18 protein-coding genes are annotated in these 19,006 nt (G+C 49.0%); 8 read left to right on the forward strand and 10 right to left on the reverse strand.

What is annotated here, in order from left to right:
* Positions 1 to 21: 21 nt before the first annotated feature.
* From EWH91_RS02745 to msrA, 7 genes are all read right to left on the reverse strand, one after another.
* On the reverse strand, positions 22 to 1,320 hold the full coding sequence (locus EWH91_RS02745; RefSeq protein WP_129928489.1) for a WxL domain-containing protein: 1,299 nt from the start codon (positions 1,318 to 1,320) through the stop codon (positions 22 to 24).
* The gene (locus EWH91_RS02750) at positions 1,317 to 2,339 is read right to left on the reverse strand and encodes a WxLIP family cell surface protein (protein ID WP_129928490.1); all 1,023 of its coding nucleotides are present in this window, start codon (positions 2,337 to 2,339) and stop codon (positions 1,317 to 1,319) included. The genes EWH91_RS02745 and EWH91_RS02750 overlap by 4 nt, the downstream gene beginning before the upstream one ends.
* 46 nt (positions 2,340 to 2,385) lie before the next feature.
* Positions 2,386 to 3,030, reverse strand: a complete 645-nt coding sequence (locus EWH91_RS02755) for a WxL domain-containing protein (RefSeq protein ID WP_129928491.1) — start codon at positions 3,028 to 3,030, stop codon at positions 2,386 to 2,388.
* A 614-nt stretch (positions 3,031 to 3,644) separates the two neighbouring features.
* Positions 3,645 to 4,289 carry an SdpI family protein gene (locus tag EWH91_RS02760; RefSeq protein WP_240697236.1) on the reverse strand — a complete coding sequence of 215 codons (645 nt, stop codon included), beginning with the start codon at positions 4,287 to 4,289 and terminating at the stop codon, positions 3,645 to 3,647.
* Positions 4,290 to 4,291: 2 nt separating this feature from the next.
* Positions 4,292 to 4,558 carry an autorepressor SdpR family transcription factor gene (locus tag EWH91_RS02765; RefSeq protein WP_129928493.1) on the reverse strand — a complete coding sequence of 89 codons (267 nt, stop codon included), beginning with the start codon at positions 4,556 to 4,558 and terminating at the stop codon, positions 4,292 to 4,294.
* Positions 4,559 to 4,918: 360 nt separating this feature from the next.
* A complete protein-coding gene (locus EWH91_RS02770) occupies positions 4,919 to 5,995 on the reverse strand; it encodes a LysM peptidoglycan-binding domain-containing protein (RefSeq protein ID WP_129928494.1) in 1,077 nt (358 codons plus the stop codon).
* Between the two features lie 207 nt (positions 5,996 to 6,202).
* A complete protein-coding gene (msrA, locus tag EWH91_RS02775) occupies positions 6,203 to 7,150 on the reverse strand; it encodes a peptide-methionine (S)-S-oxide reductase MsrA (RefSeq protein WP_129928495.1) in 948 nt (315 codons plus the stop codon).
* A 206-nt stretch (positions 7,151 to 7,356) separates the two neighbouring features.
* Between msrA and EWH91_RS02780 the strand changes: the two genes are divergently transcribed.
* The 5 genes from EWH91_RS02780 (at position 7,357) to EWH91_RS02800 (ending at position 13,923) form a co-directional block, all read left to right on the forward strand.
* A complete protein-coding gene (locus EWH91_RS02780; RefSeq protein WP_129928496.1) occupies positions 7,357 to 7,806 on the forward strand; it encodes a MarR family winged helix-turn-helix transcriptional regulator in 450 nt (149 codons plus the stop codon).
* Positions 7,803 to 11,084, forward strand: coding sequence for an MMPL family transporter (locus EWH91_RS02785; protein WP_129928497.1), 3,282 nt, complete (start codon positions 7,803 to 7,805; stop codon positions 11,082 to 11,084). The genes EWH91_RS02780 and EWH91_RS02785 overlap by 4 nt, the downstream gene beginning before the upstream one ends.
* A 299-nt stretch (positions 11,085 to 11,383) precedes the next feature.
* Positions 11,384 to 12,226 carry a pyridoxine/pyridoxal/pyridoxamine kinase gene (gene pdxK / locus EWH91_RS02790; RefSeq protein ID WP_483315815.1) on the forward strand — a complete coding sequence of 281 codons (843 nt, stop codon included), beginning with the start codon at positions 11,384 to 11,386 and terminating at the stop codon, positions 12,224 to 12,226.
* 412 nt (positions 12,227 to 12,638) lie between these two features.
* The gene (locus tag EWH91_RS02795) at positions 12,639 to 13,169 is read left to right on the forward strand and encodes an isochorismatase family protein (RefSeq protein WP_129928498.1); all 531 of its coding nucleotides are present in this window, start codon (positions 12,639 to 12,641) and stop codon (positions 13,167 to 13,169) included.
* Between the two features lie 127 nt (positions 13,170 to 13,296).
* Positions 13,297 to 13,923, forward strand: a complete 627-nt coding sequence (locus EWH91_RS02800) for a fumarylacetoacetate hydrolase family protein (RefSeq protein WP_129928499.1) — start codon at positions 13,297 to 13,299, stop codon at positions 13,921 to 13,923.
* 16 nt (positions 13,924 to 13,939) lie between these two features.
* On the opposite strand, the gene EWH91_RS02805 is transcribed toward EWH91_RS02800, so the two are convergent.
* Entirely contained in the window at positions 13,940 to 14,566 is a 627-nt protein-coding gene (locus EWH91_RS02805) for a TetR/AcrR family transcriptional regulator (protein WP_129928500.1), read from the reverse strand.
* 146 nt (positions 14,567 to 14,712) lie between these two features.
* Between EWH91_RS02805 and EWH91_RS02810 the strand changes: the two genes are divergently transcribed.
* The 3 genes from EWH91_RS02810 (at position 14,713) to EWH91_RS02820 (ending at position 17,887) form a co-directional block, all read left to right on the forward strand.
* Entirely contained in the window at positions 14,713 to 15,432 is a 720-nt protein-coding gene (locus tag EWH91_RS02810) for an ABC transporter ATP-binding protein (protein WP_129928501.1), read from the forward strand.
* Positions 15,429 to 16,634 carry an ABC transporter permease gene (locus EWH91_RS02815; RefSeq protein ID WP_129928502.1) on the forward strand — a complete coding sequence of 402 codons (1,206 nt, stop codon included), beginning with the start codon at positions 15,429 to 15,431 and terminating at the stop codon, positions 16,632 to 16,634. The genes EWH91_RS02810 and EWH91_RS02815 overlap by 4 nt, the downstream gene beginning before the upstream one ends.
* A 365-nt stretch (positions 16,635 to 16,999) precedes the next feature.
* Positions 17,000 to 17,887, forward strand: a complete 888-nt coding sequence (locus tag EWH91_RS02820) for a pentapeptide repeat-containing protein (RefSeq protein WP_206184262.1) — start codon at positions 17,000 to 17,002, stop codon at positions 17,885 to 17,887.
* Between the two features lie 278 nt (positions 17,888 to 18,165).
* Here the strand turns inward: EWH91_RS02820 and EWH91_RS14950 are convergent, their stop codons facing one another.
* Complete coding sequence (locus EWH91_RS14950; RefSeq protein ID WP_129928504.1) at positions 18,166 to 18,366, reverse strand: DUF4017 family protein; 201 nt, start codon at positions 18,364 to 18,366, stop codon at positions 18,166 to 18,168.
* 121 nt (positions 18,367 to 18,487) lie between these two features.
* A complete protein-coding gene (locus tag EWH91_RS02830; RefSeq protein WP_129928505.1) occupies positions 18,488 to 18,994 on the reverse strand; it encodes a PTS sugar transporter subunit IIA in 507 nt (168 codons plus the stop codon).
* Positions 18,995 to 19,006: the final 12 nt, after the last annotated feature.

Genomic DNA, 19,006 nt, shown 5'->3' on the forward strand with positions numbered 1-19,006 from the left:
TAAAAAAAGCTCCCCTGATCATCAGGGGGCATCAATCAACGTCCAGGTCAAAACAGAATGATAGGTTCCCGTATAGGCGTCTCCCGGGGACACATGCAGCAGCGGCCCGCTGTCATGATCCCAGGTCACCTTTTTATGCCCATGATCGACCGGACGGGTCGTCCCGCCAGCGACTTTATGGCTTTCACCATCCCCTGACCGAGCCGTTATTTGAGATGAATCACCGGCCAGCCCATAAACAGATAATGTCCCGGGCTTCAGGGATTGACCCGATGCATTCATGAGCGGGGTGGCACTTACCCAAATGGACCACTGACCTGCCGCCTCGCCGCGTAAATCCTCTAGCTCAATGACCCAGTCGGATGGGCTTTCTCTTGTAATCCACTGCGGTTCGGATGAAATCACAGTCGTTGCGAAGGTTAGCTGAGCGGGGACGTTTACAAACGACAATCCGCCGGGAACGATGCGTACGGTAACGGTCCGGGTGGCAGTGATACCGTAGCTGTCCGTTGCCTGCCAGGTGACCCGGTAATCGCCGGCCAGCCACAAGTGATCATCACTGTTCACCGTGTCTTCCGTTACGGTCACCGTCGCATCCGGAACGACATCGCCCGTCTCTTCATCAATGACCCTGACTTGCCTTAAAGGCTCGAAGGGTTCCCCATGGTTTCCGACCGGAAGAACCAGGACATGATTAGCGTCTGCGATCGAATCGATTAAATGGATCCCCATTTGGCGATACCATGTCGGCAGTGAAGCGGAGGAGGTCTGATCAAGGATCCTGCCTGTAAACATCAATTCTTTTGCCGGATTCGGCGGCAATTTTGATACGCCCATTTGATCGAGATGAATGGTCAGTGAATGCGAAATATTCACTGTACCGATTAAATTCAACAGACTGACATGTGCATAGCTCACGGAAAAGGAAACATCTCCCGTACTTTCGTCGATCTGTATCTCATCGCTGTCTACCGTTTGCGTTCCGTAACCGGTTATGAGTCCAAGCAGATTAATAATGGGATACTGATAGGACGCAGATAGATGATTTCTGAACCTGTCCGCATCATGCATCAGGTAGCGTAATTCTTCAGGAATAGTAAAATGGACCGTATAACTTATATTGGATAAATCAAGGAGGATGGCCACGTTGGCTGTTCCATCCCAGCGCAGCATGACCGTCCCTCCCGAAAAGTCATTTGGCTGGTGCGTCAGGGAAAGGGGATTCATGGCCACAGGGGAGGCGGCCGCATAACTGCTGTGTATATTCAGCGTAAAAAAAGAGAACACGGTCAGCAGAAAAAGCAAAAGAAATCTTCTCATTTATTCGTCCGTCCTTTTTTCTCTCTTTTACTCTTTCTCTGCCGTTTGCCAAGCAGGTAAAAAATGACTGCAATACATACGATGAAAACTGCGCCTCCCAGCCATTTATAGAAGGGGGCACCGGGTGACAGGCGATGCGGGGGCGCCGCTTCATCTCCCTTAATGACAAACGTCCTGTCAGCCTTCCAGCTTTGCCCGTTCGCTTCAGCGGACAGGTGTACGACATATTTTCCGGGGTGGAGACTGGCAAGATTCCGGATAATCGGCAGATCGAAATTTGAATTCGGTGCCATGCGCATATTCTTCCTGATACTGGACTGCAGGATTTTTTCAGACCCTGCCTTCATGAGCCGAGTCTTCACAGACAGGTCATGAACAATGACAGGTCTGCTGTTTTGAATGTTCACCGACACAATTTTTTGATTGTTCAGCGTTTGCTTTTTGATTGAATTGAAATGAAGGTCAGGCTGAACTGCCGTTCCCTCAGTCAGTTTCAGCCCGATGACATAAGCATATTGGTTTTGAACCAAAACGGCCGGGTGCTTTTGCGTCTCTACCGTCGAATTGTTCTTTTCAATAAAATGAATGCTTCCCAGTATCACGCCATTTTGCTTTTCTTCCGGCATAACCAGCTTAAGAGGAAGCAGTCTGGACTCCCGGCCGTTTAGAGTGACAGGCCTCACCTGCTTCACGATTGACGTCAGCGGGAATTTCATGCTTTCATCCATTTTTGCATGCTTGTCCGTATAATTGATATCGCCGTAAAGCGTGGTTGTTGCATTGATGATCGATGGAATGACCGTAATTTTCTGGTCGGATATATTGTCGATTCTCACCTGAATCGTCTGAGTCTGCTTCGGTACCATTCTTAAGTCAAAATAAGTCTGACGTTTATCTATTTGATTGTTCGGAATGATGGCAGTCACTGAAAAATGTGTTGGCGCCGCATGGGCCATATTTCCTGTAACCAGACCGATGGCAAAACAGGCAAGAACAGACAGCCATTTAATCATTTTCATCTGACGAACACCTCGTTCCCGTTTGTGACAAAACATACCCTCGGTGTTACTCAACCGGAGTATTGTTCAACGTCCAGGTGATCGTCGTCGTATAGGGTTCCCCGCTGAACGCTTCACCAGGGTTGATTTTCAGATGAACCTGATTGTATTCCCAGTTGATCGCCCAGGTTCCCATTCCCTGATGCTGATCTGCCCCGGCGCCTGCGATAACGACAGGAACCGGATTGCCGCTCGCATCCACGGTATCTGCTGTAACGGACGGGGAAACGATCGGTGGCTGCGATACGCTTCCATTCCCGTTGAGATTCTGCGACTGATCAATGACGATATTCCCCCCGTCCAATGTTTTTCCGGACGGAGTCTGCAATTTAGGGGCCTGCACCGTGACTTCCCAGCCGGTGCCCGTTCCCCGGTTATCCGTTACGGTTAAAGTCGGATGGCTTTCCGTGTTTAGCGTATAATCCTGCGGCTGTGAGGAGAGGGTCTGTGTCCCGAAGTTAAAGATATCCGGCACCTTGTCCAGCCTTAACGCTCCGGTATTTTCTCCCGAACCCCCGTTATCCTCCGGTTGGAAGGTGACTGTCGCCTGTGTGGCGGACGACTGCGGCTCTGCTGCGAAAGCCCGAGGACTAATCCCGATCACCAGGCCTGCCAGTAGTAATCCCGTGAGTATCATTTTTAGATAGCGCATCTTAAATTCCTCCTTTTGAAATCCTTTGCCCGGCATGACTCCACAGAAAGAATACACATCGGCCAAATCAAATTGTTGAGAAATGCAGATGAATTAAAGCGCTTTCATTTACTGGTTGACACTTAGGAAAAGAAGACCACACGTCTCATGAAAGGGACTGGTCATCTTTACCTAAGACTATTTTATCAATACAACATCTGATAATTATGCCCTTTTTACAAAAAGTTATGACAATTTGTTTACGCGCCTTACCATGCGCTTCTCTTACCGTATACCCTCCTTGGATCAGCAGATTTTAGACCGGGGGAGGGCATGCTGACCTGAGAGGCCGCCTGTTTCACCCGCAGCCATTTTCAGTGAAGTGGAGCTGCAATCCGTTGGGGATTTTTCGGGCGCACAGGCGTGCCCGTGCAGGCGTTGCAACGGGGTGCCCTCATTTTTCAGTCTGGGTGGCATCCCCAAATGATTGTTCGTTGATCTATCGGGTTTTTTGCAGGCGTTTATCCCCCACCCGGGCCTGTTCGTTTACCTTCATGACCTGAGGGGTACTACCCGTTCACGCGAAATAAAATGCGGTTTGTACTGAACATCTTTTGAAATCGTGCACGTGGACATCATTTGGCGGATTTCATCAGTTTCCGATAAATCCAGTAAGAATACACCAGTGGAAGAACCGCCAGGATAATCAATAACGCGATCGTCAGAATGATCGGCCATGGATCTGGCAGAAATCCAGCAATAATCAGCAGAACCCCGGCAATAATCATCACTTTTGCTCCAACGCGATGTGTCTTTTTCCAGACTGTTTCATTACTCAGTGTCCAGGGCGTCCGGATACCCAGGAAAAAATTGGGCTTCACCGATTGCGTAAAGTTACCCAGAATAATAAAAATGGCACCCAGGAGAAACTGCATCAGATGGGAAACCGGTACATCGTAGCCCATACCGCTGATCACCGCCATGACATTGATAGCAGCAAAAAACAGCATAATGGACGTCTGAATCCAGTCATAGCTTCGTGTAAAGTACTTATAATTGTGTCGATGCGGATCCACTTTCGGCAGGATAACAAAGAGCAGGTACAGTAAAACCATTGGGACCGTCAGACTGACCATCCCACTGAATTTTGAAGTGTATCGGTCAACCTGACCCGCCGCATTCCAGTGAATCGGTATCTGATTTCCAAGCTTCGGATAAAAAATCAGCCAGATAACCAAAGTAGCTGTAATGACTGCCAGTGGCAGCACATGTTTTCTCATTATTATGGCTCCTTTTTCAGAAAGTGTATTGCCCAGCCGATAAATTCCTGAAATACCGTCGTGTTCAGTGAATAGACGACAAACTGTCCCTTTTTGACAGCGTTGACCAGGCCGGCATTCTTCAACAGTTTCAAATGCTGAGAGATACTGGGCTTTGACATGTCAAAGTGACTGGAGATTTCGCCCGCTGTCAGTTCTTTTTCCTTCAGCAGATTGAGAATTTTTCGACGTGTTGGATCTGAAAGTGCCTTGAATGTTTCATTTTTCACATCTCATGCCTCACATGTTTCCTGACTTTTCTATTTATATATTTAACTATTTAGCTAAATAATAAAATAAAAAACAGCATTGCACAACTGTCATGTCGTTTTTCGGAACAGGCCTGGTGACTATTTCCCTGTACCTGCCTCCCGCGGGGAGACCGTTCAATAAAGCGAAGCTTCAACCAGTGGAAGTTTTTTGCATCCCCCGCGGATTGTTCGTTGCATCCATCGGGATTTTTGCAGGCGTTTATCCCCCACCCGGGCCTGTTCGTTTACCCTCATGACCTGAGAGGTACTGCCCGTTCATGCGGGATAAAAAAAGAGCGGTTTTTCCGCTCCTGGGTTCTATTCAATTGAACAGTTCTGTTATCCCGGGATGATCAGATGCTGCCCGGGGTAAATAACGGTCGCTGAAAGGTTATTCGCACGCATCAGACGATTTACCGTAATGCCATGCGCAGTCGCAATTTCCCACAGACTGTCCCCGCTGACAACTGTATATCGGCTGTCTGAAGTACCCGTAGTTGGACGGGCCTGGTCCGTCTGAGCAGCCGGTGCCGCACTGCCGGACAGCTTCAGTTTCTGTCCGGGGAAAATCAGATCTGTTCGCAGGCCGTTCACTGACTTGATCGCACTGACCGTCGTCCCTTTTGCGATGGCAATTGCCCACAGACTGTCTCCGCTCTTTACCGTATAGGTTGCTTCAGACGCTGAAGAAGCTTTCGCCGGCTGTGATGACGCCGGTCCGGCCTGTGAAGACGGTGCGGTGGCGCCGGATGAAGCGGTCAGCTTCAGCTTTTGTCCAGGGAAAATCAGATCCGTTCCCAGACCGTTTGCTGACTTGATCGCACCGACCGATGTTCCGTGGCTCCGGGCAATTGCCCAAAGGCTGTCCCCACTCTTAACCGTGTAGTCCGATGATGTGCTGTTTCCCGGCTTCTGATTCTGTTCGGGAGTAGAAACAGGCGTTGACGGCGCCGCGACACGGCGCGCTGTCACAAATTTCTCTTCCCAGTAATTCTGCGACCCGCCCCCGCTGAATACATTTGTTATATGTACGCCGACCGTTTCTTCGGAGCTGATCATCTGTCCGCCGCCGATGTAAATACCAACATGGTGAATCCTTCCATCACCCAGCGTATCAAAGAAGAGGAGGTCACCCGGCTGAAGAGCGGATCGATCGACTGCCGCCCCCGTTCCTGCCTGCAGCGCCGAATTTCGCGGCAGCTTCATCCCCATAACTTCCCTGAAAATGAACTGAGTAAATGATGAACAATCAAAGGCATCCGTTGAATAGGCCGGAGCAGCATACTTATAGGGTTTCCCCTGAAATTGTTCCGCTTTTCTGACAATGTCCTGGCCACTTGCAGCAAAGGCTTCCTGAGCCGTAAGTGACAGGAAAAGACCGCCTGCAAGAGCAGCAGGAACGACCAGTTTTTTCATCTGTGACTCCCTCCAGACTGACACAGTATCTGTGTGGTATAGGTTGATTAAGGCAAATGTATGATCTGCCTGATCTATCGGTTTCTGATATGAATATTTTACCACAGAATTCCATCATCCGGTCAGCCCTGGGTGGAGAAAATTCAATGGGCTCCTGAACATAAGACATGCAAACAGCAGGCAGTTGCCCGGGCATCTGCCTGATGTTCAATGAAACAGTCCCTTATATTCCCCGTATCCTGCCTCATCGAGACGTTCTTTCGGGATAAAGCGCAACGCGGCAGAATTGATGCAGTAGCGCTGGCCGCCAGGGGCCGGACCGTCATCAAAGACATGCCCGAGATGAGAGTTGCCATCCCGGCTCCGTACCTCTGTCCGTACCATCCCGAGACGCGTATCTGTTTCCGACGTCAGCCGGCTGTCACTGATTGGCCGGGTAAAACTCGGCCAGCCGCAGCCCGCATCATACTGATCGGTGCTGGAGAACAGGGGTTCCCCCGACACGATATCCACATAAATGCCTTCCCGTTTATTATTCCAGTACGCGTTTTGAAACGGCGGCTCTGTGCCTTTCTCCTGCGTCACGTGGTATTGGACCTCATTCAGCTTTTCACGAAGTTTCTGTTCATCTTTCTTCAGACTCCAGTGGTTCCGGATAAAATCCTCGCGTCCCGATCCCTGACGGTACATCCGGTAATGAAAAGGACTTTTCCGATAATAATCCTGATGCTTCTCCTCAGCCGGATAGAAAGGGCCGGCGGGGATGATTTCCGTGACAATCGGTTTGCTGAAACGTCCGCTCTCCGCAAGTTCTTTTTTTGAGCTTTCAGCTGCTTTCCGCTGCGCTTCAGAATGATAGAAAATGGCCGTTCGATAGGAGGAGCCGCGGTCGTGGAACTGTCCGCCCGGATCTGTCGGATCAATCTGCTGCCAGTAAAGTGCCAGAAGTTTCCGGTACGGATAAATATCGGAATCAAAAGTGATCTCAACTGCTTCCCGGTGCCCGGTTGTTCCTGAACAGACCTCTTCATAAGTCGGATTGACCGTTGATCCGCCTGTATAACCTGAAACGACCTTCAAGATCCCCGGTTCCTGATCAAAAGGATGCACCATACACCAGAAACAGCCGCCTGCGAACGTCGCTTTTTCAATCATATCCATCACCTCTGTATGCTTAATGTACACCTTCCCGGCCGGGTGTGCGAATGTTTTCCCTTGGTAAAGCCTGTCTTTAGCATACCCCAGGTCCGCCATTCCCTATCAAATATTAACAGTTGACACTATTAACTGCCTGCTGTTATTCTGTTTATTGTTCATACTGTTAACTATTGATATTTATTTTCATAAATGGCGGTGAGCAGATGGAACTACATTCCATAGATACACTCATTAACGAATATGAGGAACTGTCAGTTTATACGGAGAGCCGCGTCAGAGAAGCTGTCGATGACGTCATTCGAAAATACGGAATTACATTTGAACAGCTCTGCATTCTCAGGATGCTCTGCACCCGGCCCGGTATGAATTCGATCAGTATCGCCGAACGGCTGCATATTAACAAGAGCGGAGTCAGCATCCGGATCAACCGTCTGATCAACCGGAAACTGATTGAGAAAAAGAAAATTGATAATCGAAGTTTCGGCCTGTATCAGACGAATGCCGGCAAGGAGATCTATGAAAAAGCACAGGAGAAAATCCGGGCTCTGGTCAGTCATTGGATCAAAATGGTCGGTGAAAAGGATGCGGCAACATTTATTCGGATCTATCGAAAAATCAACGAAATCATTATACAATCGGGGGCTGGATCATGAAAACAATATTTAAATTGAGATGGATTCTGATCACAGTTTGGGTGGCAGCACTTGTCGCCCTCGTCCTGACTGCTCCGGACATGGGGCAACTTGTCCGTGATAAAGCAAACTACGATTTGCCGGACGAATACTCATCCAGCGTCGCTGCAGATCTGCAGAAAGAACTGGAAGGGGCAGACAGCGGGGATACCTATATTGCCGTATTCCACCGTGATCAGCCGCTGACAGAAAAAAACATGTCGGCTATTGAAAACACGATGAACCGGGTCAGGGATCAGCAGGACAGGCTTCACATTACAGGGATCACCGACAGTTTTGAAAACGGGGATCTGGAAAAGCGGCTGCTGTCGGAAAATAAGCATACCCTGATTGCTATGCTGCGGATTGATCAGGTAAAAGGCCAGACCACAGGCGATTTGCGCAAACCGATTGACCGGGAAATTCAGACTGACGGAATAGAGACTTATCTTACGGGCAGTCCTCTGATTGTCGATGATATGAGTCAGGCCGCCCAGGATGGTCTGCATAAAACAGAGGGCATCACGGTCATCTTTATCCTCGTCGTTCTTGTCCTGGTCTTTCGCTCAGCGATTGCGCCATTTGTTCCGCTGGTTACCGTCGGGGCAAGTTATGTCGCGGCTCAGGCTGTTGTTTCCTTTATGGTCAGGTATTTCAATTTTCCTGTTTCTAATTTTACACAGATTTTTATGGTCGTCGTGATGTTTGGCATCGGGACAGACTATTGTATTTTACTGATGAGCCGGTTTAAGGAAGAGCTGGCAGCAACCGGGTACGATAAACGGCAGGCGACAATGAACACGTTCAGGACGGCCGGTAAAACCGTACTCCAGAGTGGAACTCCCGTTTTTATCGCTTTCATGGCTCTGTCCTTTGTCCAGTTCTCGGTATACAAAAGTGCGGTTGCTGTCGGGGTGGGCATCATTTTCCTGCTGCTTGCCATCTTTACCCTTCTTCCGGTATTCATGATTTCCCTTGGAAGCAAACTTTTCTGGCCGATGAACAGCAGGATCAGGCAATCGAAGAGCCGGATCTGGGCGTCAGCCGGTCATCTTGCTTTTACGCGCCCGATCATCGCCCTTTTAATTATCGGCATTTTCACCATTCCGCCGATTATCGCTTACGGCGGTCAGCTGTCGTTTAACTCGCCGGAGGATATTCCCGACAAATATATGTCCAAGCAGGGCTTTAACGTCGTTTCAAAAGATTTCGGCCCGGGCAATATTTCGCCGACAACGATCTATCTGAAAAACGATGATAATATGCGCACCACCGACTACGTGGCCCTGATGGAAAAAATATCGGCGGATCTGAGTACGGTGCCGCATGTCGACAGTGTTCTGAGTGTCTCCCGGCCGTTAGGCGACAGGCTGAATGACATCTATGTGAACAATCAGGCAGACAAGATGAAGAATGGACTGAACCGGGCTTCCAGCGGGCTGGGAACCATTGGCCATGACCTGAACGACGCTTCCCGGCAGATCGACGCCTCTCAGCCGAAACTGGATTCAGCCATTTCTGACGTGGACAGGCTGCAGTCGGGCACGCAGCAAACCGCAGACGGCGTTGGCAGAATGCAGGATGCGCTGAAGCAGATTACAGATGGCATCCACTCCGGTTCTGCCGGTACGGCTGAAATCAGAAACCATGTCGCTGCAGCCAGAGGGCAGCTGAAGGAGCTGCAATCCGGTGAAGCGCAAATTCAGCAGGGCTACCAGGAGATCGCTGCCAATCTGGAGAAGATATCAGATCAGCTGAATCAGTTCTCTTCTGCCGGCCAAACACATCCGGCGATTGATACAAGTCAACTGGAAAAGCTTATGGGGTCCATTCAGACGACGATGAAGACGCTCAATGACCAGGATATTCCCGGATATATGGCAACCCATACCGACTGGAAGCAGGATCCGGCTTTTCTAAAAATTTTATCGGATCTGCAACAACTTGAAAAGTTAAACCAGCTTCCTGCTACACTGCAGGATATTGAAAAAGAGGCTCAGAGTCAGATCCTTCAACAGACAAAAAACGCTGAAACACAAATCAACGAACTGAATCATGGTATTCGCCAGCTGGCCGATGCGATGAACCGGCTGAATGCAGAGTCAGAGAAAGTCAGCGGCGGACTGGATCAGTTTCATAAGGGTCTCTCGCAGCTTGATACCGGACTCAGTCAGCTGGAGTCCGGGCTGAACCGGGCCGGCGACGGGCAGGATCAGGTGATTGCCGGGATACCTCAGGTCACCGGTGCACTGGATCAGATTGCTTCCGGCCAGGATCAGATCAAAGCCGGCTTTGGCCAGGTGCGGGGGCAGATGGGTACTCTGTCTGATGGCTTATCTCAGGGTTCAGAAGGGGCCGGCAAAATCCGTAATGGCATTAACTCGGCAAATCAGGTCGTCACCGACTGGTCGAAGCTCTCCTACAGCCAGTCAGGGATCTATGTCCCTCAGAGCATTTTTGACAACTCTGATTTCAACAAATCGCTGGATACGTACATCAGTGAGGATGGAAAAGTCGCCTCGATACAGGTGATTTCAACCCTTGATCCTTACGCTAATCAGAGTTTTGGCTATTTTAATGAACTCAAAGATGAGATTTCATCCAGCCTTAAGGGCACGAAACTGGAAAATGCCAAAATTGGCATCGGCGGTGTAGCAAGTGGCAATGCGGATACACAGCAGATGTCGGAAGAGGACTATACGCGTGTCGTGATCTTTGTTTTGATTGGTGTCTTTATGGCACTCGTGGTCGTCCTCCGATCACTCACGATGCCGCTGTATTTGATGGCTTCGCTGCTCCTGACTTATTTTGCATCACTCGGATTCGGTGAACTGATCTTCACGAAGATCTTCGATTACTCCGGTCTTAGCTGGGTCGCCCCGTTCTTTACTTTCATTGTCCTGATGGCACTCGGCATCGATTATTCGATCTTCCTGATGACGCGGTTCAACGAGTACGCGCAGCGCTCCATCAGAGAGCGTATGCTGCTCACCCTGTGGCATATGGGTGGTGTCATTTTCTCCGCAGTCATTATTTTAGGCGGAACATTCGCGGCCATGCTGCCATCCGGCATGCTTTCACTGATCGAGATTGCATCGATCGTCGTCATCGGACTGCTGCTGTACGCCTTTATCGTGCTGCCCCTCTTTGTTCCTGTTATGGTTAAACTGTTCGGGCGCGGTAACTGGTGGCCATTTTACTCCGGCAGGTCTGAAAAAATGCTGCACAGCGATACACATTCGGTAACATCCGACAACTGACAGGTCAACATGCCACCCCGATGAAAAACAGCGGGGTGGTTTTTTTTTACACGCGCCATTTAATCGGCCAATGCGCTGAAGGATTCAGCCGGAACGGGGAAGAATTCAGCCGATTGACCCCTTTTTTCAGCCGAACCGGTGATCAATTCGGCCGATTGACTCCTTTTTTCAGCCGATCCAGTGATCAATTCAGCCGATCCGCCCATTCATTCGGCCGGGTAAAGAGATCCGGCAAATTGGTTTTTCAATTTTTTTCTACTATAATAATAAAAAGAAGAGGTTTCAGGAGGTAGAAAAAAATGGTGGCACATTATAAAGCACTGACCATCGCCGGTTCGGACTCAAGCGGCGGTGCGGGTATGCAGGCAGACCTGAAGACTTTTCAGGAGCTCGGCGTATACGGCATGACGGCGCTGACCTGCGTGGTAACGATGGATCCCTTCCATCACTGGGCCCATTCGGTCACCATGCTTGATACAGATTTGCTGAAAAAGCAGCTCGATACGATTGTCTCCGGTATTGGCGTGGATGCGATGAAGACAGGCATGCTTGGGTCTCCGGAAGTGATCCGAATAGCTTCTGATACGATCGAAAAAAATCAGCTGAAAAACGTGGTTATTGATCCGGTAATGGTCTGCAAGGGCGCAGAAGAGGCCCTTCAGCCAGAACTGCAGCCGGAAAATACGTCGGCCATCCGTGACCTGCTGCTTCCTAAAGCATTGATTACCACGCCGAATCTTTATGAGGCGGCAAAACTGGCGGGAACGAAGTGGATCAGTTCGGTTGATCAAATGAAAGAAGCGGCAGCAAAACTGGTTGATCTCGGTGCAAAAAATGCACTGGTTAAGGGCGGTGCCCGTTTGCACGATACAGACCAGGCGATTGATGTCCTCTACGACGGAAAAGATTTTCATATCATTTCCGCTGAAAAAGTGGACACGCCGAATATTCACGGCGCAGGCTGTACATATGCAGCGGCGATCACTGCCGGGCTGGCACAGGGAAAATCTGTCCTTGATGCTGTAAAACTGGCCAAGGATTTTGTGACAGCCGGCATTCGTGAATCCTTCCGGCTGAACGATTATACCGGACCAACCGACCACAGTGCCTATAAAAGATCACTGAGTAAACGTGGCTTGTGAAAAAACGATTGATGAGGTTTGACGGCAAACTTGCGAGATGCCTTACTGCATGATGACGACCAGAGTATTACGTCTGACACGATAACAACCAGTGCGCTTATGGTCCGCAAGTTGCCAGTCGGACTTACGGAGTCTGGCACAGGCCAGGCTCTTTTCTTTTAGTTAAAGCTTTATTTCATTAAATTCAGAAGTTTGAAAAAGGAACAGCTGCTGAGTAAAACCGGCGGTTAAACAGGCACGTGTCACCTGTCCGATTTGATGCAGCCGGCACCGCAGGCGGGCTTTGCCAGTTTATACTGCCGGACCGACACAACGAGGCAGTTTTTGAGTTGCGGCTGACTGCTTTAATCACGAGTAACGTCAAGTATCACTTAAAGATAGCGTTAATTCATAGAAAAGCCGGTGATTATAGATGCGTGCCCTGCTTGTTATTGATGTTCAGAAAGGCTTTACTGAAAAAAGTGATGCTCAGGCAATGATGGATTGTATCAAAAAATTGATCCGTCACTTCCAGTCCAACCATGAGCCCGTGTTTTTTATTCGCCATATTGATGAGACGGAAGGAAGCCCCATTCAGGCAGGCACTCCCGGTGCTGACATTGACGCGCAACTGGCCCCCTGTGTTTTTGAATGTATCGAAAAAAAGATACCCAGTGCTTTTTACCGAACAGAATTAAACGACAAGTTGCAGGCTGCACAGGTTGACGAGGTTGTCCTCACAGGCTTTAACAGCGAATATTGCATTTTCTTTAATTCGGCAGCCGCTTTTGAACACGGCTATCGCGTGACGGTGATTGAGGAAGCCTGTTCCTCGGTAAATACCGGTAAGGATTATGGTATGGATGATTTGGATATCCCCGAATTCATTTACTCTATCCTTGATAATTCTGGTGAAGTAAACGTCATTGAGTTAGAAGATTTTCTCACGAGTTCAAAAGCGTAATTTTTCAACAGATTGATCAGGGAGAACTCGAAACTAAACGCAGGGTGGGGAGAAATACTAAGCCACTGGGGCGCCTGCAGCCTGCCAGTCGGCAAATTTTTCTCACCATGCAGAAAGAAGGCTGTTGATGAATCACATTCGCAATATCTATTGTGTCGGCCGAAACTATGTCCTTCATGCCAAGGAACTGAATAATACCGTTCCCGGATCCCCCATGTTTTTTTCTAAGCCGACACACGCTGCCGTCACGGCGGTCGGACAAACCATCACCTTACCCGGAGATCAGGGCAGTGTACACTACGAAGCCGAATGGGTCATCCGAATCGGCAAGGCTTACTCATCCGGCATGCACGCCGACGACCTGATCGACGGCATGGCGCTCGGTGTCGACTTTACACTGCGTGACGTGCAGACGGCATTGAAAAAGAAGGGTTATCCCTGGCTCGCCGCCAAGGGCTTCCTTCATTCAGCCGTACTGACACCTTTTACAGACTTTCCCGGGTTAGCTGAAAGTGCACAGACTGATTTTTCCCTGGAGATCAATGGATTGAACGTCCAGCGCGGGAATATCGGTCAGATGATTTTTGACCCGCAGACCCTGATTGATTTCTGCGGCACGCAGTATGGTCTTAGCGAAGGAGACATTCTGTTTACCGGGACTCCCGCCGGTGTCGGGAAAGTGAAAAGCGGGGACGCCTTCTGCCTCAGGTGGGGAAAAGATGTCCTCGGAACCTTTAAAATCGCACTGACGTGAGGCATAAGCAGACGATTCACTGTTCATGTTCGATCTGAAAGCCCATACTCTGCAGGGGACCCCGGGTCATCACCATAAAAATTCGGCCGGCCATATCTTCTGCGGAAATACACATATGATGCTGAAACCACCAGCCGATCAGGCCGATCATACCTGATGAAATAAATACAGGAAGAATTTCGAGTGTCGTCTGATCCGTCTCTTTGTTTTTCAATATCATTCCCTGTACTTCAGCCTGAAATTTTTTTATAAATCGCTGCTGCATCCGGTTGCGAAAGTTCGGAATTCCTTCATTGAACATCATCGCACGGAAAAAGCGCTCATTTTTTTGGAAATAATCGAAGATACTCCGGGCAAAACGAATGATCCTTTCCGGCACAATTTTCCCATTGGAAAAATAGTGCACTGGCTGAAAGTTGCTGAGTGTTTCCGTGAGTCCTTCTTCGATTACTTTATCCAGCAGATCATACTTATCCTGATAGTGCAGATAAAATGTCCCGCGTCCGATGTTTGCCGCCGCGGTAATATCTTTGACCGTGATCTGATTAAAATTTTTCTGCAGCAGAAGATCAAGAAAATGTGAACGGATCGCGGCTCTTGTCTTTATGGCCCGCCTGTCCTTTGATTCAATTGACAGAATCATCACCCCTTTACAGGACTTATTTTGCAGAAGTGTCTACTAATGATCATTTTATCCAAAATAGGTCATTGAACGTTCCTTACAAACATTTTATCATAGTTATTGAACATCGTGTTCAGTAACCAGGATTACTTAAAGGATGTGATGGTATGACCTACCCGGTCAAAGGTGAACATCTGTTCAAACATTATAAAAAACAGGTCGTCCTCGATGATGTGTCGTTGACTCTCCAGGAGGGTGAGATATATGGACTGATTGGTCCGTCGGGCGCAGGAAAAACGACACTGGTGCGTATTCTGCTTGGCCTTGAAAAAGCAGATAAAGGCGCAGTGGAACTGTTCGAACAGCGTCCGACACTTGGCGCGTTCCGTTCACTCGGCTATATGGCACAGTCAGACGCACTGTATAATGAACTGAATGCCTGGCAGAATCTGGATTTTTTTGCTTCCATTCAGGGCATGCACGGTAAAGAGAAGAAGCGAAGAATTCTTGAAGTCGCAAAACAGGTCGGGCTGAGTCAGGACCTGAAGAAGACCGTCGGGGACTTTTCCGGCGGGATGAAACGGCGTCTGTCACTGGCTGCCGCACTCGTTCATCAGCCGCGGCTCTATCTGCTTGATGAACCGACCGTCGGGCTCGATCCGATGATCCGGCGCGACATCTGGACCCTTTTCCATTACCTTCGCAGTAAAGGGGCCACGATGATTGTCACCACGCATGTGATGGATGAGGTCTCCCAGTGCGATCGGGTCGGCCTGCTGAGCGGTGGGCATCTGATCGCTGAAGGAGCGCCGAAAGAACTGACCGCCCGATACGGCGTAAAAACTGTTGAGGACGTCTTTCTGGCAGAGGAGGGGGCAAAAAAATGAATAACCTGATCGCTATGTCCAGAAGAATCATCCGGCAGATCATGCGTGACAAAAGGACACTCGCCCTGCTGATTCTGGCTCCGCTCCTGATTCTGACGCTTGTCTGGTTCATCTTCGGAGCAAAAACATCCGAACCGAATCTTGCGATCATTAACTATCATTCATCCGATCTGCTTCCCGCCTTCAAGGAAGCAGATTACGAGAGGATGAGCCCGCTCGAAGCCCGCCAGGCACTGGCTGATAAAAAGATTGATGCCTATGTCGACCTGAAACATCCGGTGGCCGTCCATCTCGAGGGAAGTGATCCATCCCGCAACGGGCTTGCCATGAGCCAAATTCGGAAGTCGATGCAGGAGGTGCAGAAAATCACTGTGCAATCCATGCAGGACCAGCTGACTCAGATCATTCAGAGCCAGCAACAGGGCATTCAGGCACAACAGCAGGTAATCAGGCAGATGACGATAGCCCTGCAGCAACGGGCACCTTCCGTACTGGCACGTATCCAGCAGGAAGCCCCGCAGCCGGATCAGCCGGCCAAAGCGGATGCCCCGGAAAAAGCCAGTCTCGATATCACTTACCTGCATGGCAGTGAGGATCTGAACACCTTCGATTCTTTCGGCCCGGCCATGGTCGGTATCTTTGTCTTTTTGTTCATCTTCATGATCGGCGGCGTCTCCTTTCTGCGCGAACGAACAACCGGTACTCTGGACCGTCTGATGGCTTCACCCATCAAAAACTACCAGATTATCTGGGGTTATATGATTGGATTCGGCCTGTTCGTCATCATTCAGTCTTTCATTCTGACCGCTTTTCTGGTCTATGTATTGAAAATCTATAACATCGGGAGCCTGACAGATGTCCTGATTATTGTATTTATCCTGTCGTTCAGTGCCCTTTCGCTCAGTATTTTGCTTTCAACTGCAGCAAAGAACGAGCTGCAGATGTTCCAGTTTATTCCACTTGTGATTGTCCCGCAGGTATTTTTGTCCGGCCTGTTTCCGATTGATACCCTTCCAGGCTGGGTTCAGGCGATCGGTGCGTTGATGCCGGTCACCTATTCCACTCGGGCACTCAGAAACATCATGATCCGCGGAACCGGATTCGATGGCTGGTGGCTCGACGGGCTGGTACTGGTTGCTTTTTCCGTGGTCTTCATTACACTCAATATTTTCGCCATGCGTCGATCACGGCCCCTGGCATGAAGAAAAACCTGCCAGCTGAACCATCGTTCTATTCGCCATAAGTGAAAGAAAAACCGGGCAAAAAATGTCCGGTCCTTTTTAGGTTAGAGGAAATCCCTTATTTTGTACTCCTGGCCATGTATCCCTCGGATGATATAAAGGCGTTGATTTCTCACGACTGTGAATCACCGTCTCTCCCCACCTGGCATCTTGTATGAAACAACCGAAGATTCAACCTTGACGGGCTGCTCTCATGCAGATAAACAATTAATTGTAGTGAGATACAACCAACAGTTGCGGTATGTATATTAAGTTCAAGAAAGATATTGGCTATAATAGTCACATAAAATCAAGCCAAGAACTTGAGAGGCAAGGTGGACCATATGGTGACAACAAACGAAATCGGCGAGAAAATCGCCGTAGCAAGAAAGCTGAAGAACTTCTCGCAGGCGCAGCTTTCCGAGCAACTGGCAGTAAGCGCACAAGCGGTCGGTAAATGGGAACGCGGTGAATCCATGCCGGATATCATGACATTCCAGCGCATGGCAACGATTCTTGGCACTGACCTTAATTACTTTGTCAGGGAGAACGATTCCGTCCCCGAAACCGAGCCGATTTTATCGACCATAGCTGCGGAAGAAAAGGATACTCCTGAAAAGCCGGACTGGAATCTGTCCGGAGGGAATTGGATTGACGCGGACTTTTCCGGACTACACGGACTCGCCGAAAAGTTCAACGGGTCTAATATTGAAAAGTGCCGCTTTCTCAAGTCTGACTTAGCCGGGCTGGTCTTAAAAGGTAACAACATCAGGGGCAGCGATTTTTCCCGCTCCGACCTCAGCGGTTGCAAATTTGCCCACACAAACATTAATCAAGATACATTCATTGGCTGTGATTTTACTCGGAGCTCTTTTTTCCATAGTAAAGTATCTGACTGCGACTTTTCCATGGCGAATTTGACGGGCGTTGTAAGCAAGTGGAGTCATTTCAAGAAAGTAAATCTAAATGGCACGGTCCTGTACAGAACCAAATTCGAATATAGCCAACTGACCGACAACACATTCACTGGAGAGATAACTGAATGTTCCTTCGAAAACTGCGATTTCGCACGGGTCATCTTTGATGGCGCGATTCTTCGCCAGTGCTTTTTTAAAAATGCCAAACTTAAGCGAGCAACATTTGTCAACTGCCAGGTAGATCGACTGACCTATGCATTCATGAAAACCTGCAAAGCGGATTTGACCGATGTAACGGTTACAGAAGATAAAAAATAACAGAAACTTTTTCGGTAAACACCTCCGCTTTCTGAAGGCTTTTTTACTGACATTTATTAATGTCCGGAAAATAATGGCCGCAAAAGTCCGTCGTTTGACGGGAACTGTGTCTATCCACAAATCTTTTGAGTGAAGCAGATCGGATGACGCTGCCAAAAATAGTCCTGGGCAAAAACTGTTCACGACCAGCACTCTGATATTCGCCATTACATCAATGAAAAACCTTTGAGGTACCCCAAAATTCAACCCTTTTTATCTTGAAAAAAAGTCCGCTCGGATCAGGCGGATTTTTTGCCGTTCCTTATTTTTATGATTAAGGATACACCCAGCATGATGGCTAGCAGAGGAAGTGCGTATATCTGGAAAACAACTAATTTCCAGGTATATATGTTGTTCTCGGGACTTGTACCAATCGAAGAAAGCGGGCACAATAACGAAACGGCAATATAAATAACAAGGGGGATTAGCCAGTACTTCATGAGGACAACACCTCTGGTTACAGTATAAAGGAAATGCTATCCGGGCGGAAACGCATAAATGATGCGCGATCACGCATATTTTATGCGGGGTCACGCATCATTTCCGCATCTATAAAGAGCATTATGAACGAATGAAGATGCGTCCCTGATCGATGACCACCTTTTCCTCTTTCTTTAAATTCGTAAAAACAACCGGTGAAATGGGTGACAGACCGCGTTTTTCGATGAGATGGAAGTCGACATGCATCAGCGGATCGCCAGTGAGGACCCGGGAACCGTCGTGCACCAGAGGGTCAAATCCTTCCCCTTTCAGAGTAACCGTTTCCAGGCCGACATGAATCAGCAGTTCATGCCCATCATTTGCTCTGAGTGAAAGCGCATGCCGGGTAGGAAACAGACTGGTCACGACGCCGTTAACCGGTGAACGGACAATATCCTCCTCCGGAATGATCGCAAACCCATCCCCCATCATTTTTTGTGCAAAGGCCGGATCAGGCACCTCCGTAATGGGTATGACTTTGCCCGACAAAGGGGGAAGAACATCACCTGCATGGGCGATTTCCTCCTGCAGAACGGCGCTTTTTTTCCGTTGCCGTTTTGTTTGAAACAGCTTCTTCCATAGTGACATGCGGCTCACCTC

Source organism: Sporolactobacillus sp. THM19-2 (assembly GCF_004153195.1).
GTDB lineage: Bacteria > Bacillota > Bacilli > Bacillales > Sporolactobacillaceae > Sporolactobacillus.